The 16,987-nt window shown below is 73.0% G+C and carries 13 protein-coding genes and 1 pseudogene; 3 read left to right on the top strand and 11 right to left on the bottom strand.

Annotation, left to right across the window (positions count from 1 at the left end; genetic code table 11):
- Nucleotides 1-8 precede the first annotated feature (8 nt).
- Genes IE286_RS14425 through IE286_RS14415 form a run of 3 tightly spaced genes read right to left on the bottom strand, consistent with a single transcriptional unit; the run spans nt 9 to nt 3,157 of the window.
- Nucleotides 9-917, bottom strand: coding sequence for a carbohydrate ABC transporter permease (locus IE286_RS14425; protein WP_189797093.1), 909 nt, complete (start codon nt 915-917; stop codon nt 9-11).
- Nucleotides 914-1,858, bottom strand: coding sequence for a carbohydrate ABC transporter permease (locus tag IE286_RS14420; RefSeq protein ID WP_189797092.1), 945 nt, complete (start codon nt 1,856-1,858; stop codon nt 914-916). Before IE286_RS14420 ends, IE286_RS14425 begins: the two co-directional genes overlap by 4 nt.
- Nucleotides 1,859-1,864: 6 nt before the next feature.
- Nucleotides 1,865-3,157: an extracellular solute-binding protein gene (locus IE286_RS14415; protein ID WP_189797091.1), complete on the bottom strand. Its 1,293-nt coding sequence runs from the start codon at nt 3,155-3,157 to the stop codon at nt 1,865-1,867.
- Between the two features lie 220 nt (nt 3,158-3,377).
- Here IE286_RS14415 and IE286_RS14410 point away from each other — a divergent pair, with 220 nt between their 5' ends.
- Nucleotides 3,378-4,424, top strand: a complete 1,047-nt coding sequence (locus tag IE286_RS14410) for a LacI family DNA-binding transcriptional regulator (RefSeq protein ID WP_189797090.1) — start codon at nt 3,378-3,380, stop codon at nt 4,422-4,424.
- A gap of 69 nt (nt 4,425-4,493) precedes the next feature.
- On the opposite strand, the gene IE286_RS14405 is transcribed toward IE286_RS14410, so the two are convergent.
- Nucleotides 4,494-5,081, bottom strand: a complete 588-nt coding sequence (locus tag IE286_RS14405) for a TetR/AcrR family transcriptional regulator (RefSeq protein WP_189797089.1) — start codon at nt 5,079-5,081, stop codon at nt 4,494-4,496.
- Between the two features lie 385 nt (nt 5,082-5,466).
- Here IE286_RS14405 and IE286_RS14400 point away from each other — a divergent pair, with 385 nt between their 5' ends.
- Nucleotides 5,467-5,823, top strand: a complete 357-nt coding sequence (locus IE286_RS14400) for a DoxX family protein (protein WP_189797088.1) — start codon at nt 5,467-5,469, stop codon at nt 5,821-5,823.
- A 54-nt stretch (nt 5,824-5,877) separates the two neighbouring features.
- On the opposite strand, the pseudogene IE286_RS14395 reads toward IE286_RS14400, so the two are convergent.
- The 6 genes and pseudogenes from IE286_RS14395 to IE286_RS14370 form a co-directional block, all read right to left on the bottom strand.
- Nucleotides 5,878-6,357, bottom strand: a pseudogene (locus IE286_RS14395) (GNAT family N-acetyltransferase); the annotation flags it as partial.
- Between the two features lie 64 nt (nt 6,358-6,421).
- Nucleotides 6,422-6,595 (bottom strand): hypothetical protein, encoded by a 174-nt coding sequence (locus tag IE286_RS14390; protein ID WP_189797087.1) that lies wholly within the window; start codon nt 6,593-6,595, stop codon nt 6,422-6,424.
- Between the two features lie 502 nt (nt 6,596-7,097).
- Complete coding sequence (locus tag IE286_RS14385) at nt 7,098-8,573, bottom strand: SDR family NAD(P)-dependent oxidoreductase (protein ID WP_189797086.1); 1,476 nt, start codon at nt 8,571-8,573, stop codon at nt 7,098-7,100.
- Nucleotides 8,574-8,704: 131 nt separating this feature from the next.
- Complete coding sequence (locus IE286_RS14380; RefSeq protein WP_189797085.1) at nt 8,705-10,066, bottom strand: wax ester/triacylglycerol synthase family O-acyltransferase; 1,362 nt, start codon at nt 10,064-10,066, stop codon at nt 8,705-8,707.
- A gap of 408 nt (nt 10,067-10,474) precedes the next feature.
- Entirely contained in the window at nt 10,475-13,090 is a 2,616-nt protein-coding gene (locus IE286_RS14375) for a PA14 domain-containing protein (protein ID WP_189797084.1), read from the bottom strand.
- A gap of 325 nt (nt 13,091-13,415) precedes the next feature.
- Nucleotides 13,416-14,189 carry a (2Fe-2S)-binding protein gene (locus IE286_RS14370; protein WP_189797083.1) on the bottom strand — a complete coding sequence of 258 codons (774 nt, stop codon included), beginning with the start codon at nt 14,187-14,189 and terminating at the stop codon, nt 13,416-13,418.
- Between the two features lie 446 nt (nt 14,190-14,635).
- Between IE286_RS14370 and IE286_RS14365 the strand changes: the two genes are divergently transcribed.
- A complete protein-coding gene (locus tag IE286_RS14365; RefSeq protein ID WP_189797082.1) occupies nt 14,636-15,664 on the top strand; it encodes a DMT family transporter in 1,029 nt (342 codons plus the stop codon).
- Here IE286_RS14365 and IE286_RS14360 read toward each other — a convergent pair.
- Nucleotides 15,654-16,907, bottom strand: a complete 1,254-nt coding sequence (locus IE286_RS14360) for a transglycosylase family protein (RefSeq protein WP_189797081.1) — start codon at nt 16,905-16,907, stop codon at nt 15,654-15,656. The genes IE286_RS14365 and IE286_RS14360 overlap by 11 nt on opposite strands.
- Nucleotides 16,908-16,987 lie beyond the last annotated feature (80 nt).

The following is a 16,987-nucleotide window of genomic DNA, read 5'->3' as shown; positions in this document are numbered from 1 at the left end:
GGTGGGGGTCAGCCCTTGACGGCGCCTTCGCCCACGCCGCGGAAGAAGTACCGCTGCAGGCAGGCGAAGAGGACGATCAGCGGCGCGACGGAGATGATCGTGCCGGCGGCGACGAGGCGTTCGTCGTCGGCGAAGGTGCCGTGGAGATAGTTCAGGCCGATGGTCAGGGTGAACTTGGACGGGTCGCTGAGCACGATGAGCGGCCACAGGAAGTCGTCCCAGGCACCCATGAAGGCGAAGATCGCGACGACGGCGAGGGTGCCCTTGACCGACGGCAGCGCGATCCTGAGGAAGCGCTGCCACGCGTTGGCGCCGTCGACGTAGGCGGCCTCCTCGATCTCGTAGGGCAGGTTGAGGAAGGCGTTGCGCATCAGCAGCACGTTCATGGCGGCCACACTGCCGGGCAGGACGACACCGACGAGGGTGTTGTTCAGGCCGAGTTCCCGCATGGTGGTGAACTGGGCGATGATGATCGACTCGGCGGGCACCAGCATCGCCAGGACGAAGACCAGGGTGGCGGCCCGCCGTCCGCGGTAGCGCAGCCGGGCCAGGGCGTAGCCGGCGAGGGCGGAGCCGGTGCAGTTGGTGACGACGTTGGCGGCGGCGACCTTCAGCGAGTTCAGGGCGTAGTCCCAGACGGGGATGGTGTCGGCGACCCGTGCGTAGTTGTGCAGGGTGGGGTGGCTCGGGAGGAATGCCGGCGGGGAGCTGAAGATGTCCTCGGTGGGGCCCTTGAGCGAGGTGGACAGCTGCCACAGGAAGGGGCCGACGGTCAGCGCGAGGACGGCGAGCAGCAGCACATAGCGCAGCAGGAGTTCCCAGGTGCGGATGCGGCGGCCGTGCTCGTCGGTGAAGCGGAGCCGGCGCGCGGGCGTCGCCGGGCGGCCGGTGCGCGGGGTGTTCTCGGTGAGGCTCACACGTCCTCCCTGCGGTCGGCGCGCAGGACGAGCAGCATGAGGATCACGGTGACGGCGAAGACGACGAGGGAGATGGCGGAGGCGTAGCCGACCCGGCCGGTCAGCCCGGTGCCGGTGCGCTGCACCAGCATCACCAGGGTGGTGTCCTCGCCGGCCGGTCCGCCGTCGGGTCCGGCCATCAGGTACACCTCGGAGAACACCTTGAAAGCGGCGACCGAGGACAGCGCGGCGACCAGGATCATGGTGGAGCGGACGGCGGGCACGGTGACGGTCAGGAAGCGGCGCACGGCCCCCGCACCGTCCACGGCGGCGGCCTCGTGCAGCTCGCGCGGCACGCCGGCGAGGGCGGCGAGATAGATGATCATGTAGTAGCCCAGGCCCTTCCAGACCGTCACGGCCATGGCGCTCACCAGGAGCAGCCACTGGTCGCTGAGGAAGCCGATCCGTCCCACCCCGATGGTCTGAAGCAGGGAGTTCACCAGGCCGCGCTCGTCCAGCAGCCACACCCAGATCAGACCGACCACGACGATCGAGGCCACGACCGGGGTGTAGAAGGCGGACCGGAAGAAGGTGATGCCGGGGATGTTCTTGCGCACCAGCAGGGCGAGCAGCAGCGGCAGCACCACGAGGGCCGGGACGGTGCCGGCGACGTAGAGCACGCTGTTGCGCAGGCCGGTCCAGAACATGTCGTCGTGGAGCAGCTCGCGGAAGTTGGCGAGCCCGACGAAGTGTCCCGGCACCAGGGTGCGGCGGTCGGTGAAGGCGTCGATCACCGTGGAGACGAACGGGTACAGCACGAAGACGGCGGTGACCAGCAGTCCGGGGGCGGCGAACAGCCAGGGGCTGGTGGGCAGATGGCGGCGTACCCGGCGGGCCGGGCGTGCGGCGGGCCGCCCGGCCGGACGCGGCGGGTGCGTCCGGGAGACGGTCGAGGAGGCCATGGTGGGTCATCCCTGCTGCTTCAGGAGCCGGTCACAGGCCTTGACAGCGTTGTCGAGCGCCGCCTTGGGGCTCTCCTTGCCCTGCAGCGCCTTGGCGACCTCGTTGCGCAGGGCGGTCTTCATCTGGTCGCTGAACAGGACGGGTGTGTAGTTGACGGCCGTCTTCAGGGACTTGGCGGCGGCGACCCGTACGCGGGTGACGTCGGTGCCGTCCTCCTTCGTGAAGTACGGGTCGTCGAGCGAGCCGGCGGTGGAGGGGAAGATGGCGACCTTCTTGGCGAACGCCATCTGGTTCTCGGCGTCGGTGACGAAGTGCGCGAAGGCGATCGCGGCGGGCGTGTGCTTGGTGCCGGCGTTCACCATCAGGCCCATCACATACATGTTGACGTGGCCGGTGTTGGTGATCTGGTCGGTGATGCCGATGTTCTTGTACAGGCTCGGCGCCTGCTTCTTGAAGTTCTCCAGGTCCAGCGCGCTGCCGGGGTTCATGGCGACGGCACCGGTGAGGAACTTCTTGCCCGTGGACTCCGGGGTGGCGGTCAGCGCCTGCGGGTCGAGGGCCTTGGCGTCGTACAGCTGCTTGTACTTGGTGAGCAGTTCGACGCCCTTGGCGTCGTTGAAGGTGAAGGCCGTGCCGTCCTTGTTCATCAGCGAGGCGCCGTAGCGGCCGAAGTCCTCGATGGTGGGGACGTTGCCGAGGGTGGCGACCTTGCCTTTGCTCTTCTTCGCCATCTGCAGGGCGTCGGCGAAGAGGGCGTCGTAGGTCGTCGGCGGCTTGTCCGGGTCGAGCCCGGCCTTTTCGAACAGCTCCTTGTTGTAGAACATCGGCCCGGTGTTCAGGTACCAGGGGAAGGCGTAGGTGCCGGGCAGGCCCGGTATCCGCTGGCCGTCCCAGGCGCCGGGCAGGTACTCCTTCTCGTACTGGGCCGCGGCCTTGTCCAGGTCCGTCGCCAGGCCCGCCTTGGCGAGCGGGGCGAGCAGGTCCGGGGAGACGTTGACCACGTCGGGCAGGGTGCCGGCGGCGGCGTCCGCGCTGATCTTGTCGGCGTACCCCTCGGCCGGCTGGTCCACCCACTTCACATGGGTGCCCGGGTACTTCTTCTCGAAGTCGGCGATCAGGTCCTCGAAGTAGTCCTTGTAGTTGGCGCGCAGATTCCAGGTCTGGAACGTGATGTCGCCCTCGACCTTGCCGGAGGCGTCGCCCGAGCCGCCGCCGTCGCCCCCGGAACCGCAGGCGCTCAGCGGCAGGACGAGGGCGGCGAGGGCGAGGGCGGCGAGGGTTCTGCGGGACATGGGCACGGTGACACGGCTCCCTTGCGGTGTCGGCGGCGGGGTGTCGGAAAGGACCATGCACGCCGTGTTCGAGAAAAGTCAATGCATTCGTGGGAAGAAAGGCCACGGGGCCTACATCGATGCAGGTCAGAGCAGATGCTGCGGAGGACTTGCCAAGCTGACTAATGCGCTTTAGGGTCATGGCACTCAAGCGCTTTAGCGATCGCCGCCGAGAAAGAGGGGGATCATGCCGGCCAAGCGCTCACCGGCACGCCGTCCGACCATGAAGGACATCGCGCGCCGCGCCGGTGTCTCCGAGAGCGCTGTCTCCTTCGCACTCAACGGCCGGCCGGGTGTCTCGGAGGTCACCCGCGAGCGGGTGCGCCGGGTCGCGGAGCAGCTGGGCTGGCGGCCCAGCACGGCCGCCCGCGCACTGTCAGGCGAGGGCGCGGCCACGATCGGTTTCGTGCTGGCCCGGCCGGCCCACACCCTCGGGGTGGACTCGTTCTTCCTCCAGCTGGTCTCCGGCATCCAGGAGGTGCTGGCGGAACGTCACCTGGGTCTGCTCTTCCAGGTGGTGGAGGACGTCGTCGACGAGTGCGCGGTCTACCGCAGGTGGTGGGCCGAGCACCGGGTGGACGGCGTGCTCGTGGTGGACCCGAGGACCGAGGACCCGCGCCCGGCGCTGCTGGACGAGCTGGGCCTGCCCGCCGTGGTGATCGGCGGCGCACCCGACGACCGGCATCCGGGGCTGTCCACGGTGTGGGCGGACGACGCGGGCGCGATGGCCTCGGTGGTGGAGCAGCTGTACGGGCTCGGCCACCGGCGCATCACGCACATCGCCGGCCTGGCCGGTCTCGCCCACACCCAGCGGCGCATCCGCACCCTGCGGGCCGAGGCCGAGCGGCGCGGGCTGACCGGGGTGGAATCGGTGACCACCGACTACTCCGACGCGGAGGGCGCCGCCGTCACCCGCCGGGTGCTGTCCTCCCCCGCTCCCCCGACGGCACTGATCTACGACAACGACGTGATGGCCCTGGCGGGCGTCGCCGCCGCCACGGAGCTGGGCTTCTCCGTGCCGGCGGATGTGTCGGTGGTGTCCTGGGAGGACTCGGCGCTGTGCCGGATGGTCAAACCGTGGCTGTCCGCGCTGTCCCGGGACAGTGCCGAGTTCGGCCGCACCGCCGCCTGCGAGCTGACGGCCCTGCTGGACGGCGGCCCGGCCCGGACGGTACGGGTGCCGGTGCCACGGCTGATCGAACGGGAGAGCACGGGCCCGGCCCGGACGGCGTGACGGTCTCGGGGCTTGTGCCCCAAAGTGACACCCCGCCAGGAGTACGGCGGGGCAGCTGCGGACGCGGCGTCAGCCGTGGGACGGCTGCGCAGCCTGCTCGCCGAGTATGAGGGGCACGATCCGGTCGCGGATCTCCCGGGCGGTGGGCGGTCGTCCGTGCAGCAGCAGGTGCAGGATGATCAGCGCGGGACCGACGTCGGCGCGTTCCTCCAGGTCCGGCACGTCCCCCACGACCCGGCGCAGCCGGTCGCGGTGCCCCTGGCACAGCGGGACGAGCTTGGCCTCCCGTACGGCCTCGGTCACCTGGGGGTCGCTGTCGGAGAACACGGACGCCAAAAGCGGCCTGCCGCGTTCCGCCAGGGCCTCGGCCAGTGCGTCCAGCCCGGCCAGGAGATCGGCCACGGGGTCGTCGGTCGGCGGCACGTCCAGGTCCGCGACGGCGCCGCGCAGCGCCTCCAGCACGAGCGTGTTCTTGTCGGGCCAGCGGCGGTAGAGGGCGCCCAGGCCGATGCCGGCACGCCGCGCCACGTCGGCGACGCGCAGTCCCGCATAGCCCCGCTCCTCCAGCAGGGTGCGGGTGGCGCGCAGGGCGGCCTCGCCGACGGCGGGGTCGAAGGGGCGTCCGCGAGGTTTCGTCGCAGCCTCCGTGTCTCCCATGCGGGACATCTTAACGGAAACCTTGATTTCCGCTATGTGGAGCCTATAACGGGAATCGAGACTTCTGTAATGCGAACTCCGGGCCCGTCGCGGCCCGTGACGCCCGGCCGGTCTTCCGGGCGCATCGGCGGAATCGCAGCCGGCCGGGCGGCGCGCTCCGGTCACCGATGTCTCCTGGGGGCACCGGGCCACGCCGGCCGTCCTGTGCACGCGCCGCCGGTGTCCGTGCGGCCGGACCGCGGCTGTCCGCGAGATCGCCGACACCCGCACGTCCCTCGCCCCGAACCGCCGCATCAGCGCCATCGGGGCCGTCCTCGCCGTGGACGGCGGCCCGACCGCCTCCGCGCGCCGTGATCCTCGTCGCTTCGTGAAGGAGGCGGTTGCCGTGCACTACACCTTCGCCGGCCTGTCCATCGGCCTGGCGGCGCTCTTCGCCATCACCGGCTCGGCCAAACTCCTGCGCGCCCCATGGACGCTGACCGCCGCACGCCGTCTCGGCTGCTCGGAGAACGCTTTCCGCGCCATCGGCGCCCTGGAAGCCGCCGCCGTGGTGGGCCTGTTGGCGGGTCTGCTGTGGGGCCCGCTCGGCATCGCGGCGGCCGTCGGGCTGGTGGCTCTGCTCGTCGGCGCCGTCATCGCCCACCGCCGCGCCGGGGACCCGGTACGGGCCGCGGTCCCGCCGGCCTGGCTGGCCCTCGCCGCCGCGGCGGCCGTGGTGACGGGTGCGCTGTCCTTGTCCTGACGCGGCGACGGCGCCCGCACCGCCCCGGCCGCCGCGCCGAGGCATGGCCTGGACGAGTTCCTTGTACATGATGTGCAGGCCGACCGGGCCGTGACGGGGATGGTCGAAGGCGCGCGGCACCGTGCCGAGGATCCGGAAACCGAGAGAAGTCCACAGCGCCACGGCCGGGTTGGTCTCCACGACGGCGTTGAAGACCATCGCGCGGTAGCCGTCGGCCCGGGCGGCGTCGAGGACGTGCTCGGCGAGGGCACGGCCGACGCCCCGGCCGCGGCGGCCGGGGTCCACCATGAAACCCGCGTTGGCGATCCGGGCCGCTGGGCCACCGTAGTTGGGCTTCAGACATGCGGTGCCGAGGACCGCTCCGGTGTCGTCCTCGGCGACGAAGACCCGCTTGCCGGGCCCCGTCCACAGGGCCCGGGCGTCCTGCTCGGAGGTGTCCGGGTCCCAGGTGTAGGTCTCTCCGGCGGCGACGATGCGGTGCCAGATGGGCCAGATGCGCGGCCAGTCTGCGTCGGTCGCCTGTCTGATCAGCACGTTCGGCATGGGCGCGAGTGTCGCACGCCCATGCCGCCGACGGTCGCGGAGTAGGCCCGCAGGGTCAGTCGATGCTCTGCAGGATGTGCGGTTCGGCGAGGTCGTCCTCGTAGCCTGCCAGACGGATGGGGGCGGAGCGGGCCCACACGTCGAGGCTGCCGAGCTCACCGGGCCGCCGGCCCGGGCGCTCCGTGGTCTCCTTGGGACGCTGGTCGTGCTTCGTCTTCTCCGGTGTCACCGCGCACTCCTCATGTGTCGGTCACCCTTGGGGCGCTCGCCGCCAGTCGTCTCGGCGGCACCTGGCGTCCGTTCGGGTCGGGTCGGCTGCTGGTCGGACGCGGTGGCGCCGGCGACTGGGGCGAACAGGCCGTTGTGCACCGGCTCTCCCCGGGACGGACCACGGGTGTGGATGGGAACCCTTTGCTGCTGTCCGCCCACCCCAGATTAACCAAATGAGCGCGGCCGCGCTCGATAGCGCTGCGAAGAGCAGGTAACTATCTGGAGTCGGACCGGCACAGAAGGGCCGATCCGCCCGCAGTGTCACTGCAGTTGCGGCGTGTTCTCACCCGATCGGCGGACACGACGCCGGTCTCGGGCCGCAGGCCGCGCGGTGAGCACGCTCCCGGCCGGCCCGGAACCTCACACAGGGTCACGCGTCCGCGGGAGCCGCGGCCATGCCGGTGTGCGGGCAGCCGGCGCCCTCGTGGTCCCGCTGACGCGTGATGGCCCCCGCCGGCAGGTCACCATTTGCCGGGCGCGTAGTCCTTCAGGAACACGCCGTACAGGTCCTCACCGGCCTCGCCGCGCACGATCGGGTCGTACACCCGGGCCGCGCCGTCGACCAGGTCCAGCGGCGCGTGGAACCCGGCCTCGGCGAGGCGCACCTTGTCAGGGTGCGGACGCTCGTCGGTGATCCAGCCGGTGTCGACCGCCGTCATCAGGATGCGGTCGGTGTCGAACATCTCCTGGGCGCTGGTGCGCGTGAGCATGTTCAGGGCGGCCTTGGCCATGTTGGTGTGCGGATGGCCGGCGCCCTTGTAGCCGCGCCCGAAGACACCCTCCATGGCGGAGACGTTCACGATGTACTTGCGGCGGGCCGGGGAGGCGGCCATCGCCGCGCGCAGCCGGCTGATCAGGATGAACGGCGCCGTGGAGTTGCACAGCTGCACCTCCAGCAGCTCCACGGGCGTGACCTCCTCCACCGTCTGCACCCAGCTGTTGGTGTGGTGCAGGTCGGGCACCAGGCCGCCGGCGTCGATGGCGGTGCCGGCCGCGATCCGCTCCGGGGCGGCCGAACCGGAGACCAGGGCCAGATCGGTGACGTCCTGGCCGCTGAGCGCGCCGGAGGCGGCACCCGGCAGCGCGGCGATCGCGCCGGAGCCGAAGGTGCCGATGACCTCGGCCGCGGGCAGCTCACCGGCGGGCAGCGGCGCGGACTCGGCGGCGACCAGTTCGCTGTAGGCCTGCGGCGAGCGCCGCACGGTCTGGGCGGCGTTGTTGATCAGGATGTCGAGCGGGCCCTCGGCGGCGACGGAGTCGGCGAGGGCGACCACCTGGGCGGGGTCGCGCAGATCGATGCCGACGATCTTCAGCCGGTGGATCCATTCGTCGCTGTCGGGCTGGGCCTTGAAACGGCGGATGGCGTCGTTGGGGAACCGCGTGGTGATCGTGGTGTGGGCGCCGTCGCGCAGCAGCCGGAGCGCGATGTACATGCCGATCTTGGCGCGGCCGCCGGTGAGCAGGGCGCGCCGGCCGGTCAGGTCGGTGCGGGCGTCCCGCTTGGCGCGGTTCTCGGCGGCGCACGTCGGGCACAGCTGGTGGTAGAAGCAGTCGACCTCGACGTAGCGGGTCTTGCAGATGTAGCAGGAGCGGGGGCGCTGGAGTATCCCCGCGATCCTCCCCGGCTCGACCTGGGAGGACGGCAGGATGCCCGCGGTCTCGTCGTCGATGCGCCGCGCGGAGCCGGTCGCGGTGGCCTCGGTGACCGCCCGGTCGTGCGCGGTCTTGGCGGCGCGGCGCTCCTGGCGGCGGCGCTGCTTGACCATGCGGTACAGGTGCGAGGTCGCCCGGCGCACGGTGACGGCGTCGGGGTGATCGATCTCCAGCCGGTCCAGTTCCTTGATGACGTCCAGGCACACGGCGAGGCGCTCGGGATCGATACCGGGCCCGTACGCCACCTCGTCCGTGGCCGCCGACCCGTCGTCTGTCACCGTCATCGCGCTGCCGTTTCCCCTGCTCGTCGCCGCGGCGCGTCCTTCGCGCACGCTGTCGAGCGGGGAATTTTACGGCAGCGCCACGACGCCGCGCCAAACGCCTTCAGGCGCCGGGGCCCGCGGTCGGCGACCGCTCAGGGGCCGCAGACGGTGATCAGTGTCTCGGTCTCCTCGAGGAAGGCGTGGGCGAGCCGGGCCAGGTCGGGAACGGCCTTGGCGTCGGCGACGAGCCCGTAGTGGACCCGGCCGCGGTAGGTGGAGACGGCGACGGCCAGGGACTGGCCGCGGGCCAGCGGGGCGAAGGGGTAGACCTCGGTGAGGGGGTGGCCGCCGAGTGCCAGGCCGAAGCCGGGCAGCGGCACGCTGGTGACCAGGATGTCGAACCACAGGCGGGCGGCCTGGCCGACGAGGGGCCCGCCCAGCCGGTAGCCGAGGGCGGGCACATGGTCGGCGAGCAGGGCGACCGCGCCGGCGCCGCGGTGGGGGCCGGCGTCCTTGTTGCGGTCCATGGCGGTGCGCACGGCGGTCAGGCGGCGCACCGGGTCGGCGACGCCGACGGGCAGTTCCATCAGGTAGCCGGAGAGCCGGTTGCCCTGCGGGCGGGCGGTGCGCGGACGGCGCCGGGCGACCGGGATCAGGGCGCGCGGCGCGACCTTGTCGGTGCGTTCGCCGCGCTCCTCCAGCCAGCGGCGCAGGGCGCCGGCGACCAGGGCGATCAGGACGTCGTTGACGGTGCCGCCGACGGCCTTGCGGATCAGGTGCACGTCGTCGAGGTCGAGGACGACACCGGCGGTGCGGCGGGTCCCGGTGGGCTCCGCGGTGAGCGCGGGGGTGGGCCGGGTGGCCAGGGTGGAGCGGGCGACGCAGGCGCCGATGTCGAGGGCGCGCCCGACGTCGAAGAGGGCGCCGCGCAGCTTCCCCGGCAGCTTGCGCACGTCGGGCAGCAGACCGCGGGGCGGCTCGGCCGGCCGGGGCCGGCGCTCGGGCAGGTCGACGGGGTCGAGGACGGCGGCGGCGAGGGTCAGGGCGCGCAGGCCGTCGGCGAGGGCGTGGTGGAACTTGAACAGCACCGCGAAGCGGACGCCGTCCTCGCCGGGCAGCACATGGGCCTCCCACGGGGGGCGGTTGCGCTCCAAGGGGCGCTGCATGAGGCGTCCGGCCACGGCGTGGAAGTCGGTGACCGGGGCGTGCAGCCGGACGTGGTCGAGCGGGTCGAATCGCGGGTCCGGCTCGCGGGTCGCGCCACCGAACGCAAGCGGCCGGCGCAGGCCGTGCACGAGCGGCCGCCGCAGGTCCAGGGGGCGCCACACGTCGCGGATGCGCATGCGCAGCCCGGGCACGGCCGCCGCCCGGGCGGCGAGCAGGTCGGCCGCATGCGCCCCGGCGGTGGGCGACCGGCCCTCGAAGACGCCGAGCGCGCCGAGGTGCATGGGGTGGTCGGCGGACTCGATGTTCCAGAACGCCAGGTCGAGGGGAGCGAGCAGGTCAGCGGTCAAGGGCTTGCCTCGCATCGACGGGGGTGAACCTGAAGTCAACCGCGCGTACCTGATTACGGTCAAGTATGATCAGGCTACGCTCAGTTAACTACAGATTAAGTGCCTCACCGGGCGGGGAGCGGGAGCGAGGGTCACTTCGGCACCGGTGGCGCAACGCCCGCGACCGGCCGGCCGTCTCCGGGTCGCGGCCGCACCGCCGCGGATTCCACGAACGGACGCACCGGCCGGTGCACGTGTCCGGCCGGTGCGTGGTGCCGTACGACGCGGATGCGCCGGCGGGAGCGGTGGCCGCGGACTGGGGCCACCGCCCCCGCCGGGCGGCAGGCGGGCGCTCCGAAGGGGCGCCGGGCCCGCTCGTGCGGGCGCCGCAGTCACCGGGCGTCGCCTGCCTGACGCGGATGCGACGGGTCAGGCGGCCGGGCAGCCCGCGGGTGTCGCGCGCGACGCGTCGCGGATCAGCGCCCGCTGGGCGGCCCGCACCCGGTCCACGTCCGGCTTGAGCACCGCACGGTCGTAGGTGAGCAGACCGTTCAGCTCGCCCTCGACGTCGCTGATCTGGGTGTAGACCGCGCCGTTGCTGCCGCGGCACACCAGCGCCCGCACCTCGTCCAGCTTGGCCAGGTAGTCGTCGGTGTAGGTCGCCGGGTCGACGTCGACGTAGCTCTGCTGCACCGACCAGGCGTGCCCGGGCACCGCGAGCCCCAGCCCGCCGTACTCGCCGCTGACCAGGGCCCGCTTGCCGTCCGGGTTCGGCGGCAGGGCGGGCGAGGGGTAGCCGTGCTCGTCGATGATGTCGCCGGCGCCGCCGTCGTTGCCCAGGTTGATGCCGGACATGCCGTTGACCAGCCGGCTCGGGTCCCAGCTCTTGGCCTGCTGGGCGATGCGGGCCTCGTCGTACTGGCCCCAGCCCTCGTTGAAGGTGACCCACATGACGACCGACGGGCTGCTGATGTGCTCGTCGATGATCTCCTTCATCTCCCGCTCGAACTCGGCCCGGGCCGCGCCGGACGGGGTGACGCCCGCGGTCATCGACGGGATGTCCTGCCACACCAGCAGGCCCAGCCGGTCGGCCCAGTAGAACCAGCGGTCCGGCTCGATCTTGATGTGCTTGCGCACGGCGTTGAAGCCGAGCTGCTTGTGCACCTTCAGGTCGTAGGCCAGGGCCTCGTCCGTGGGCGCGGTGTACAGGCCGTCGGGCCAGAAGCCCTGGTCGAGGGTGGCCATCATGAAGACGGGCTTGCCGTTGAGGAGGGTGCGCGGCACGCCGTTCACGTTCTCCACGGCGACGGAGCGCATGCCGAAGTAGCTGCCGACCTCGTCGGCGCCCACGCGGACCTTCAGGGTGTACAGGAAGGGGTCGTCCGGCGACCACAGGTGCGGGTCGCGGATCGTCAGGGTCAGCGGGCCGCCGGTGCGGCCGCGGACCATGGCCGCCTTCCGCTTGCCGTCGTACGCCGTCGCCGTGACCGGGACGCCGTCGCGGACGCCCTGGACCTCGATGCTCAGCGTGCCGTGCGCGACGTCCGGGACGAGCTTGAGGGAGCCCACGTGGTCGGGGGCGACCTGCTCCATCCACACCGTCTGCCAGATGCCCGAGGTGGGCGTGTACCAGATGCCGCTCGGGTCCAGGCGCTGCTTGCCCAGCGGCGGGTTCTCCCCGTCCGCGGCGTCGGTCGGGTCGTAGACGCCGACGATCAGCTCCTGGGTGCGGCCGGGCTTGAGGGCGTCGGTGATGTCGGCGCTGAACTTGTCGTAGCCGCCCTGGTGTTCGGCCACCTTGGTGCCGTTGACGTAGACCTCGGCCTTCCAGTCCACCGCGCCGAAATTCAGCTGCAGCCGCTTGCCGTGGCCGATCCTCCAGTCGGCCGGGACGGCGAAGGTGCGCCGGTACCACATGCGGTCCTCGTGCCGCTCGATCCCGGAGAGCTGGGACTCCACCGGGTACGGGACGAGGATCCGCTCGGGCAGGTTCTTGCCCACCGGCGGCTGTTCACCGGCCTCGGCGGCGGCGAACTGCCAGCGGCCGTTGAGGTTCTGCCACTGGGTGCGGGTCAGCTGCGGGCGCGGGTACTCCGGCAAAGCGTTGTCCGGGCCGACCTGGCCGGCCCACTTGGTGCGCAGCTCGTAGGTGGAGTGGTTGGGGCCGCTGCTGAAGAAGGCGCCGACCGTGTGGCCGTCGGCGGAGGCGAGACCGCCCTGGCCGTCGTAGCGCACGTCGGCGGTGCCGCGGGCGGTGCCGGTCTTGTTGCCGACCACCGGCTCCTTCAGCTCCACCAGCACGGCACGCGGGTCGTCGGCGTCCAGGCGTGCGCCGCCCAGCGGCCAGGCGGCGCCGCCGATCACCGCGTTCAGGTGGCCGGTGAGGGAGGCGGGCGGGGCGGCGAGCTTCTGCGCGAAGTCGAGCTTCAGGGTGCGGCCGTCGGCGAGGACGGTGGCCGCGACGGCGCCGTCGTAGGCGTAGCCCTCGGGCAGCAGGAACGCCGACTGCGGGACGGGCTCCTTGCTGCCGCCGGGCTCGGTCCAGCGCACGTGCAGATTCGAGCCCCCGTAGTGCTCGAAGTACTCGACCTTGATGTCGTAGGCCCGTCCCGCGGTCAGCTCCACCGGGGCCGAGGTCTGCTCCACGTCCCAGTCGTCGACCCAGTGGTCGATGACCAGCGAGCCGCCCACCCAGAGACGGAAGCCGTTGTCGGCGGAGACGGAGAAGGTGTGGGCGCCGGTCTTCTCGGGCACGAGCCGGCCGGTCCAGCGGACGCTGACGTCGTCGGACTGCCCGGTGGTGGCGGCCAGGCGCGGTTCGAGGTTGTCGAAGTCGAGGGAGGGGTCGAAGGCCGTGGCCTTCAGCTCGTGGAAGTCGAAGGCGCCGGGGGCGGACTGGGTGTAGTACTCGCCCTTCAGCCCGTGCACCTCCACGGGGTCGTCGGCGGGGTCGGCACCGGCGGCGGGTGCCGCGGTGAAGGCGGCGAGACCGAGCGCTCCGGCGAGCAGCAGCGCCAGCCGGTCTCTGAGACGGGTCGTGCGCACGCATCCTCCTGGAGGGAAGGAAACTGGCGGCTTGTGTGCGCTGCCCGGTTGCGGGTTTGTTCGTTCCAGTGTGAAACAACGTTGTCATGGGCAGCACAGGGATGACAGCACGGATTCGGGCGCACGTCCAGGGACCTGACGAAAGCGGGGTGCGGAGGCAGCCGGCGAGCAAGCGGCTTCAGCCCGCCGCGACGTCCGCGACGGGGGTGCCTGCGCGGCGGCGGGCGCGCGGAGGTGCACACGAGACGCCGGCGAGAAAGCCGCCGGTCGAAGAGACCGGGTGAACGATCGAGGGGACGAGGGTGAGGACAACGGCAGGACGGGCTCAGGGAGCCGGAGTGCGCGCAGGGCGGGTGAAGCAGCAGTCGCCGCAGTACCCACCGCCGGGGATCCGGTAGTACAGGCAGCAGCTGCGCCTGCGGAAACCGGTGACCGAGCCGGGACCGGAGAAGGTGCCGGTACCGGCCAGCAAGGGGTGGGCGAGGATCCGGGCCGCCAGCACGCGGACGTGCTCGGCGGTGTCCGGGCGGCCCTGCTCGCCCGCCCGGCGGACGAGCTGCCGCGCCGCTCCCGCCAGGGCCGAGGCGGCGTTGCCCCACAGCAGGCCGGACGCCGGCCGGTACCGGGCGCGCACGGCCGCGTTCAGCGGTTCGAGGTGGCCGTGCAGGACCGCCTCGGCGACGGCCTCAGCGCCGCCCTCCGCCCCGGGGCGCACCGTGGTGAGCCACAGATCGTCGGGGGCGCTGCCGGCCGGGTCCCAGCGCAGCAGACGCGGATCGAGGTCGGGCAGCCGCCCGTACCGGACCGCACACCCCAGCGCGACCGACCACAGCCGGGCCGCGAGCGCCTGCTGCGCCACCGACGCGGCCACCCGCACCTCGGGGGCGGCGAGGGCGTCGGCCACCGTGCGGACCCGGTCGGCGAGGGCGTCCCGGGACTCGGCCCGCGGGACGGCGTACGCCTCGGCGAGCGTGGGCAGCGGTGCGCCGGGCGGGGCACCCGTGCGCAGCACGAAGAACCCGCCGAGGGGACGCAGCGCGGCGAGCCCGGGGTCGAGTACGGAGGCAGCGGCGGAGGACGGCCGGTCGTCGAGGTCCACGGAAGCAGTGGTACCAGGCGGGCTGGGCGCGGGGTGCGGCGGCCCCGGGCGGGTGGCACGGACAGTCGGCGGAACAGACGGACGAACCGGCGGGACCTGCTCGACCCGCGACGCCGGCTGATCCAGCGCGGCGGCGTCGGCCGCCACGCGGCAGCCGCTCGTACCCGCGCAGGCCGGTGAACCGCAGCTGGTGCCCGGGGCGGTGGCCACAGGACGGCAGTCGAGCGCCCGGCGGATCCGTGCACAGATCCGTGAGCAGTGTCCGCTCGGGGCCGTACGTCCCCGAGCGGACGGCTCCCGCCGGTCGTACTCCCTCAGGAGTACGACCCAATGCCTGCTCAGGGACGACGACGCGGCGCCGGCGCCACGGCATGGTGGTCGGCCATGGAAACCGACTGTCCGCCGCGCCCGGCCGGACGCCCCCGCCTTCCTGACGGGAGCGGCTCATGAGCGCACTGGTGTGGTCCGTGGTGCTGTCCCTGGTGTCCGCCGTGGCCTACGCGGGCGGTGCGATCGTGCAGGAGCGCGTCGCGGCGTCCTCCGGCGCACGGTACGCGCCGCTCGGCCGGCCGGCCTGGTGGGGCGCGGTGGTGCTCAACGGCACGGGCGCGCTGCTGCACGTGGTGGCGCTGGCCCTGGGCCCGCTGAGCCTGGTGCAGCCGCTGGGCGCCTTGACGATCGTGTTCGCGCTGCCCATGGCCGCGCTGTTCGCCCGCCGCCGGGCGGGCGCCGCCGCGTGGCGGGGAGCGGCCCTGGCCACCGTCGGACTCGCGGGCCTGCTGTCGCTGGTGGGTGCCTCCGCCGCCCGGTCGCTGCCCGCGGCTCAGCGTGCGGGTCTGGCCGCCGTGACGGGGGCGGCGCTCGTGGTGCTGGGCGTCGCGGGCCGGGCCGCGCACCGGCATCCGGCGGTGCGCAGCGTGCTGCTGGCCACCGGCTCCGGCGTCGCCTTCGGCATCGGGTCGGTGTTCACCAAGACGGTCGCGGTGGACGCCGGTGACGGGCCGGCCGTGCCGGACCTGCTGCCGTCGCTGGCCGCGATCGGTGCGCTGGCCACCGCCGGCCTGCTGTTGTCGCAGGCCGCGTACCGGGGCGGCGGTCTGACGGCCCCGCTGGCGACGCTGACGGTGGTCAACCCGGTGGTGGCGGCCGCGGTCGGCGTCACGATGTTCGGCGAGACCTTCCGCCACGGCACGGCGGGGGCCGTGCTGGCTGTCGCCTGCGGCGTGCTGGCCGCCGGCGGCCTGGTGCAGCTGACCGCCGAACGGCTCCGGGAGGCGGCCGAGCGGCGGCCGGCCGCCTCCGCCTCCGGGGTGGACGGGGCGGAACCGGCGGGGCCCGAGGCGGCACCCGCCGGCCCCGCCCCCGGTCGAGGGGCCGGCCCGCTGAGCGCACCCCCGTCTGCCGGGGGCCGGTCGCTGCCGGTGCCGTCCCCCGGCCGCGGTCCGCGGGGCCGGCGCGGCCGCGTCAGAGCCTGACGCCGCCGGCCCTGAGGTAGGCCACCGGGTCGATGTCCGTGCCGAAGCCGGGCCCGGTGCGCACCTCGAAGTGCAGATGCGGGCCGGTCACGTTGCCCGTGGCACCCGAGCGGCCGATGCGCTGACCGGCACCGACCGTCTGCCCGGCCCGCACCGAGATCGCCGACAGATGCCCGTACTGGCTGTACCGGCCGTCCTCGTGCCGGATCACCACCTGGTAGCCGTAGGCGCCGCCCCAGCCCGCGCTGACCACGCGCCCGGCGGCGATGGCGTGCACGGCGGTGCCGGTGGGCACCTCGAAATCCACGCCGGTGTGGTAGCCCTTGGACCAGTGGGCGCCGGCGGCACGGTAACCGGTGCCGATCGTGGCCCGCACGGGCGCGGTGAGCCGATGCCCGGTGGTGGAGCGGGAGCCGCGCGTCGAGGACGTCGCCCTGCGGGTGTCCGTCGCGCGCTCGGCGGTGGTGCCGGACGTGCTCGTGGCGCTGTACCCGGTCCCCGCCGGCCGCTCGGTTCCCGTGGTGCTCCCGGACGCCCGCCTGCCTGCTGTGGTCCGCGTGGTGTCCAGCGACAGCCGCTGGCCGGGCAGGATGAGATCCGGGTCGTCGCCGACCGTGGCACGGTTGGCCTCGTACAGCCGCTGCCAGCCGCCGCGCACCCGCTGATCCTCGGCGATCCCGGAGAGCGTGTCGCCGCGGACCACCGTGTACGTCTCGGCCCGGCCGGCGCGCGACTGCGGCGTGGTCTGCGGCTTCACGTCGTGCGTGTGGCGCGCCTTCGGCGTCTCGGGCCCGGAGGCGGAGGACGTCTGCTGCCGTACGGCCCTGGCGGCCCCGCCGTCGGGGTGCACGTCGGGTGCCGGGCCGCCCCGGGTCAGGCCGGCGCGCACCGAGCACACCGGCCAGGCGCCGGGTCCCTGCGCGTCGAGCACCTTCTCCGCGATCGCGATCTGCTGCTCGCGGGTGGCCAGGTCCGCCCGCGGTGCGTACTTGGTGCCGCCGAACGCCTTCCAGGTGGACATGGTGAACTGCAGACCGCCGTAGAACCCGTTGCCGGTGTTGATGTGCCAGTTCCCGCCGGACTCACAGGCGGCGACCTTGGTCCAGGTGGCGGCGTCGGCCGCGTGGGCGACGCCCGCGCCGACGAGCGGCAGCGCGATCCCGGCGCCGCCGGCGGTGACGGTGAGCGAGACGCGGTTGATCCTGTTCGGCTGGTGCCGGCGGTGCCGGCCACGTGCGGCCATGTCGTCGAGCCCCCCCTTGCCGTGTGTCAGGAGAGGCCAAAAGCTATTCGCCGTGAAAAGGCCGTGACAAGAGCGCACCA

The organism is Streptomyces thermodiastaticus (assembly GCF_014656135.1).
Classification (GTDB): domain Bacteria; phylum Actinomycetota; class Actinomycetes; order Streptomycetales; family Streptomycetaceae; genus Streptomyces; species Streptomyces thermodiastaticus.
Note: the sequence above shows the minus strand (reverse complement) of the source record. Positions and strands in the feature narration are given on the sequence as shown.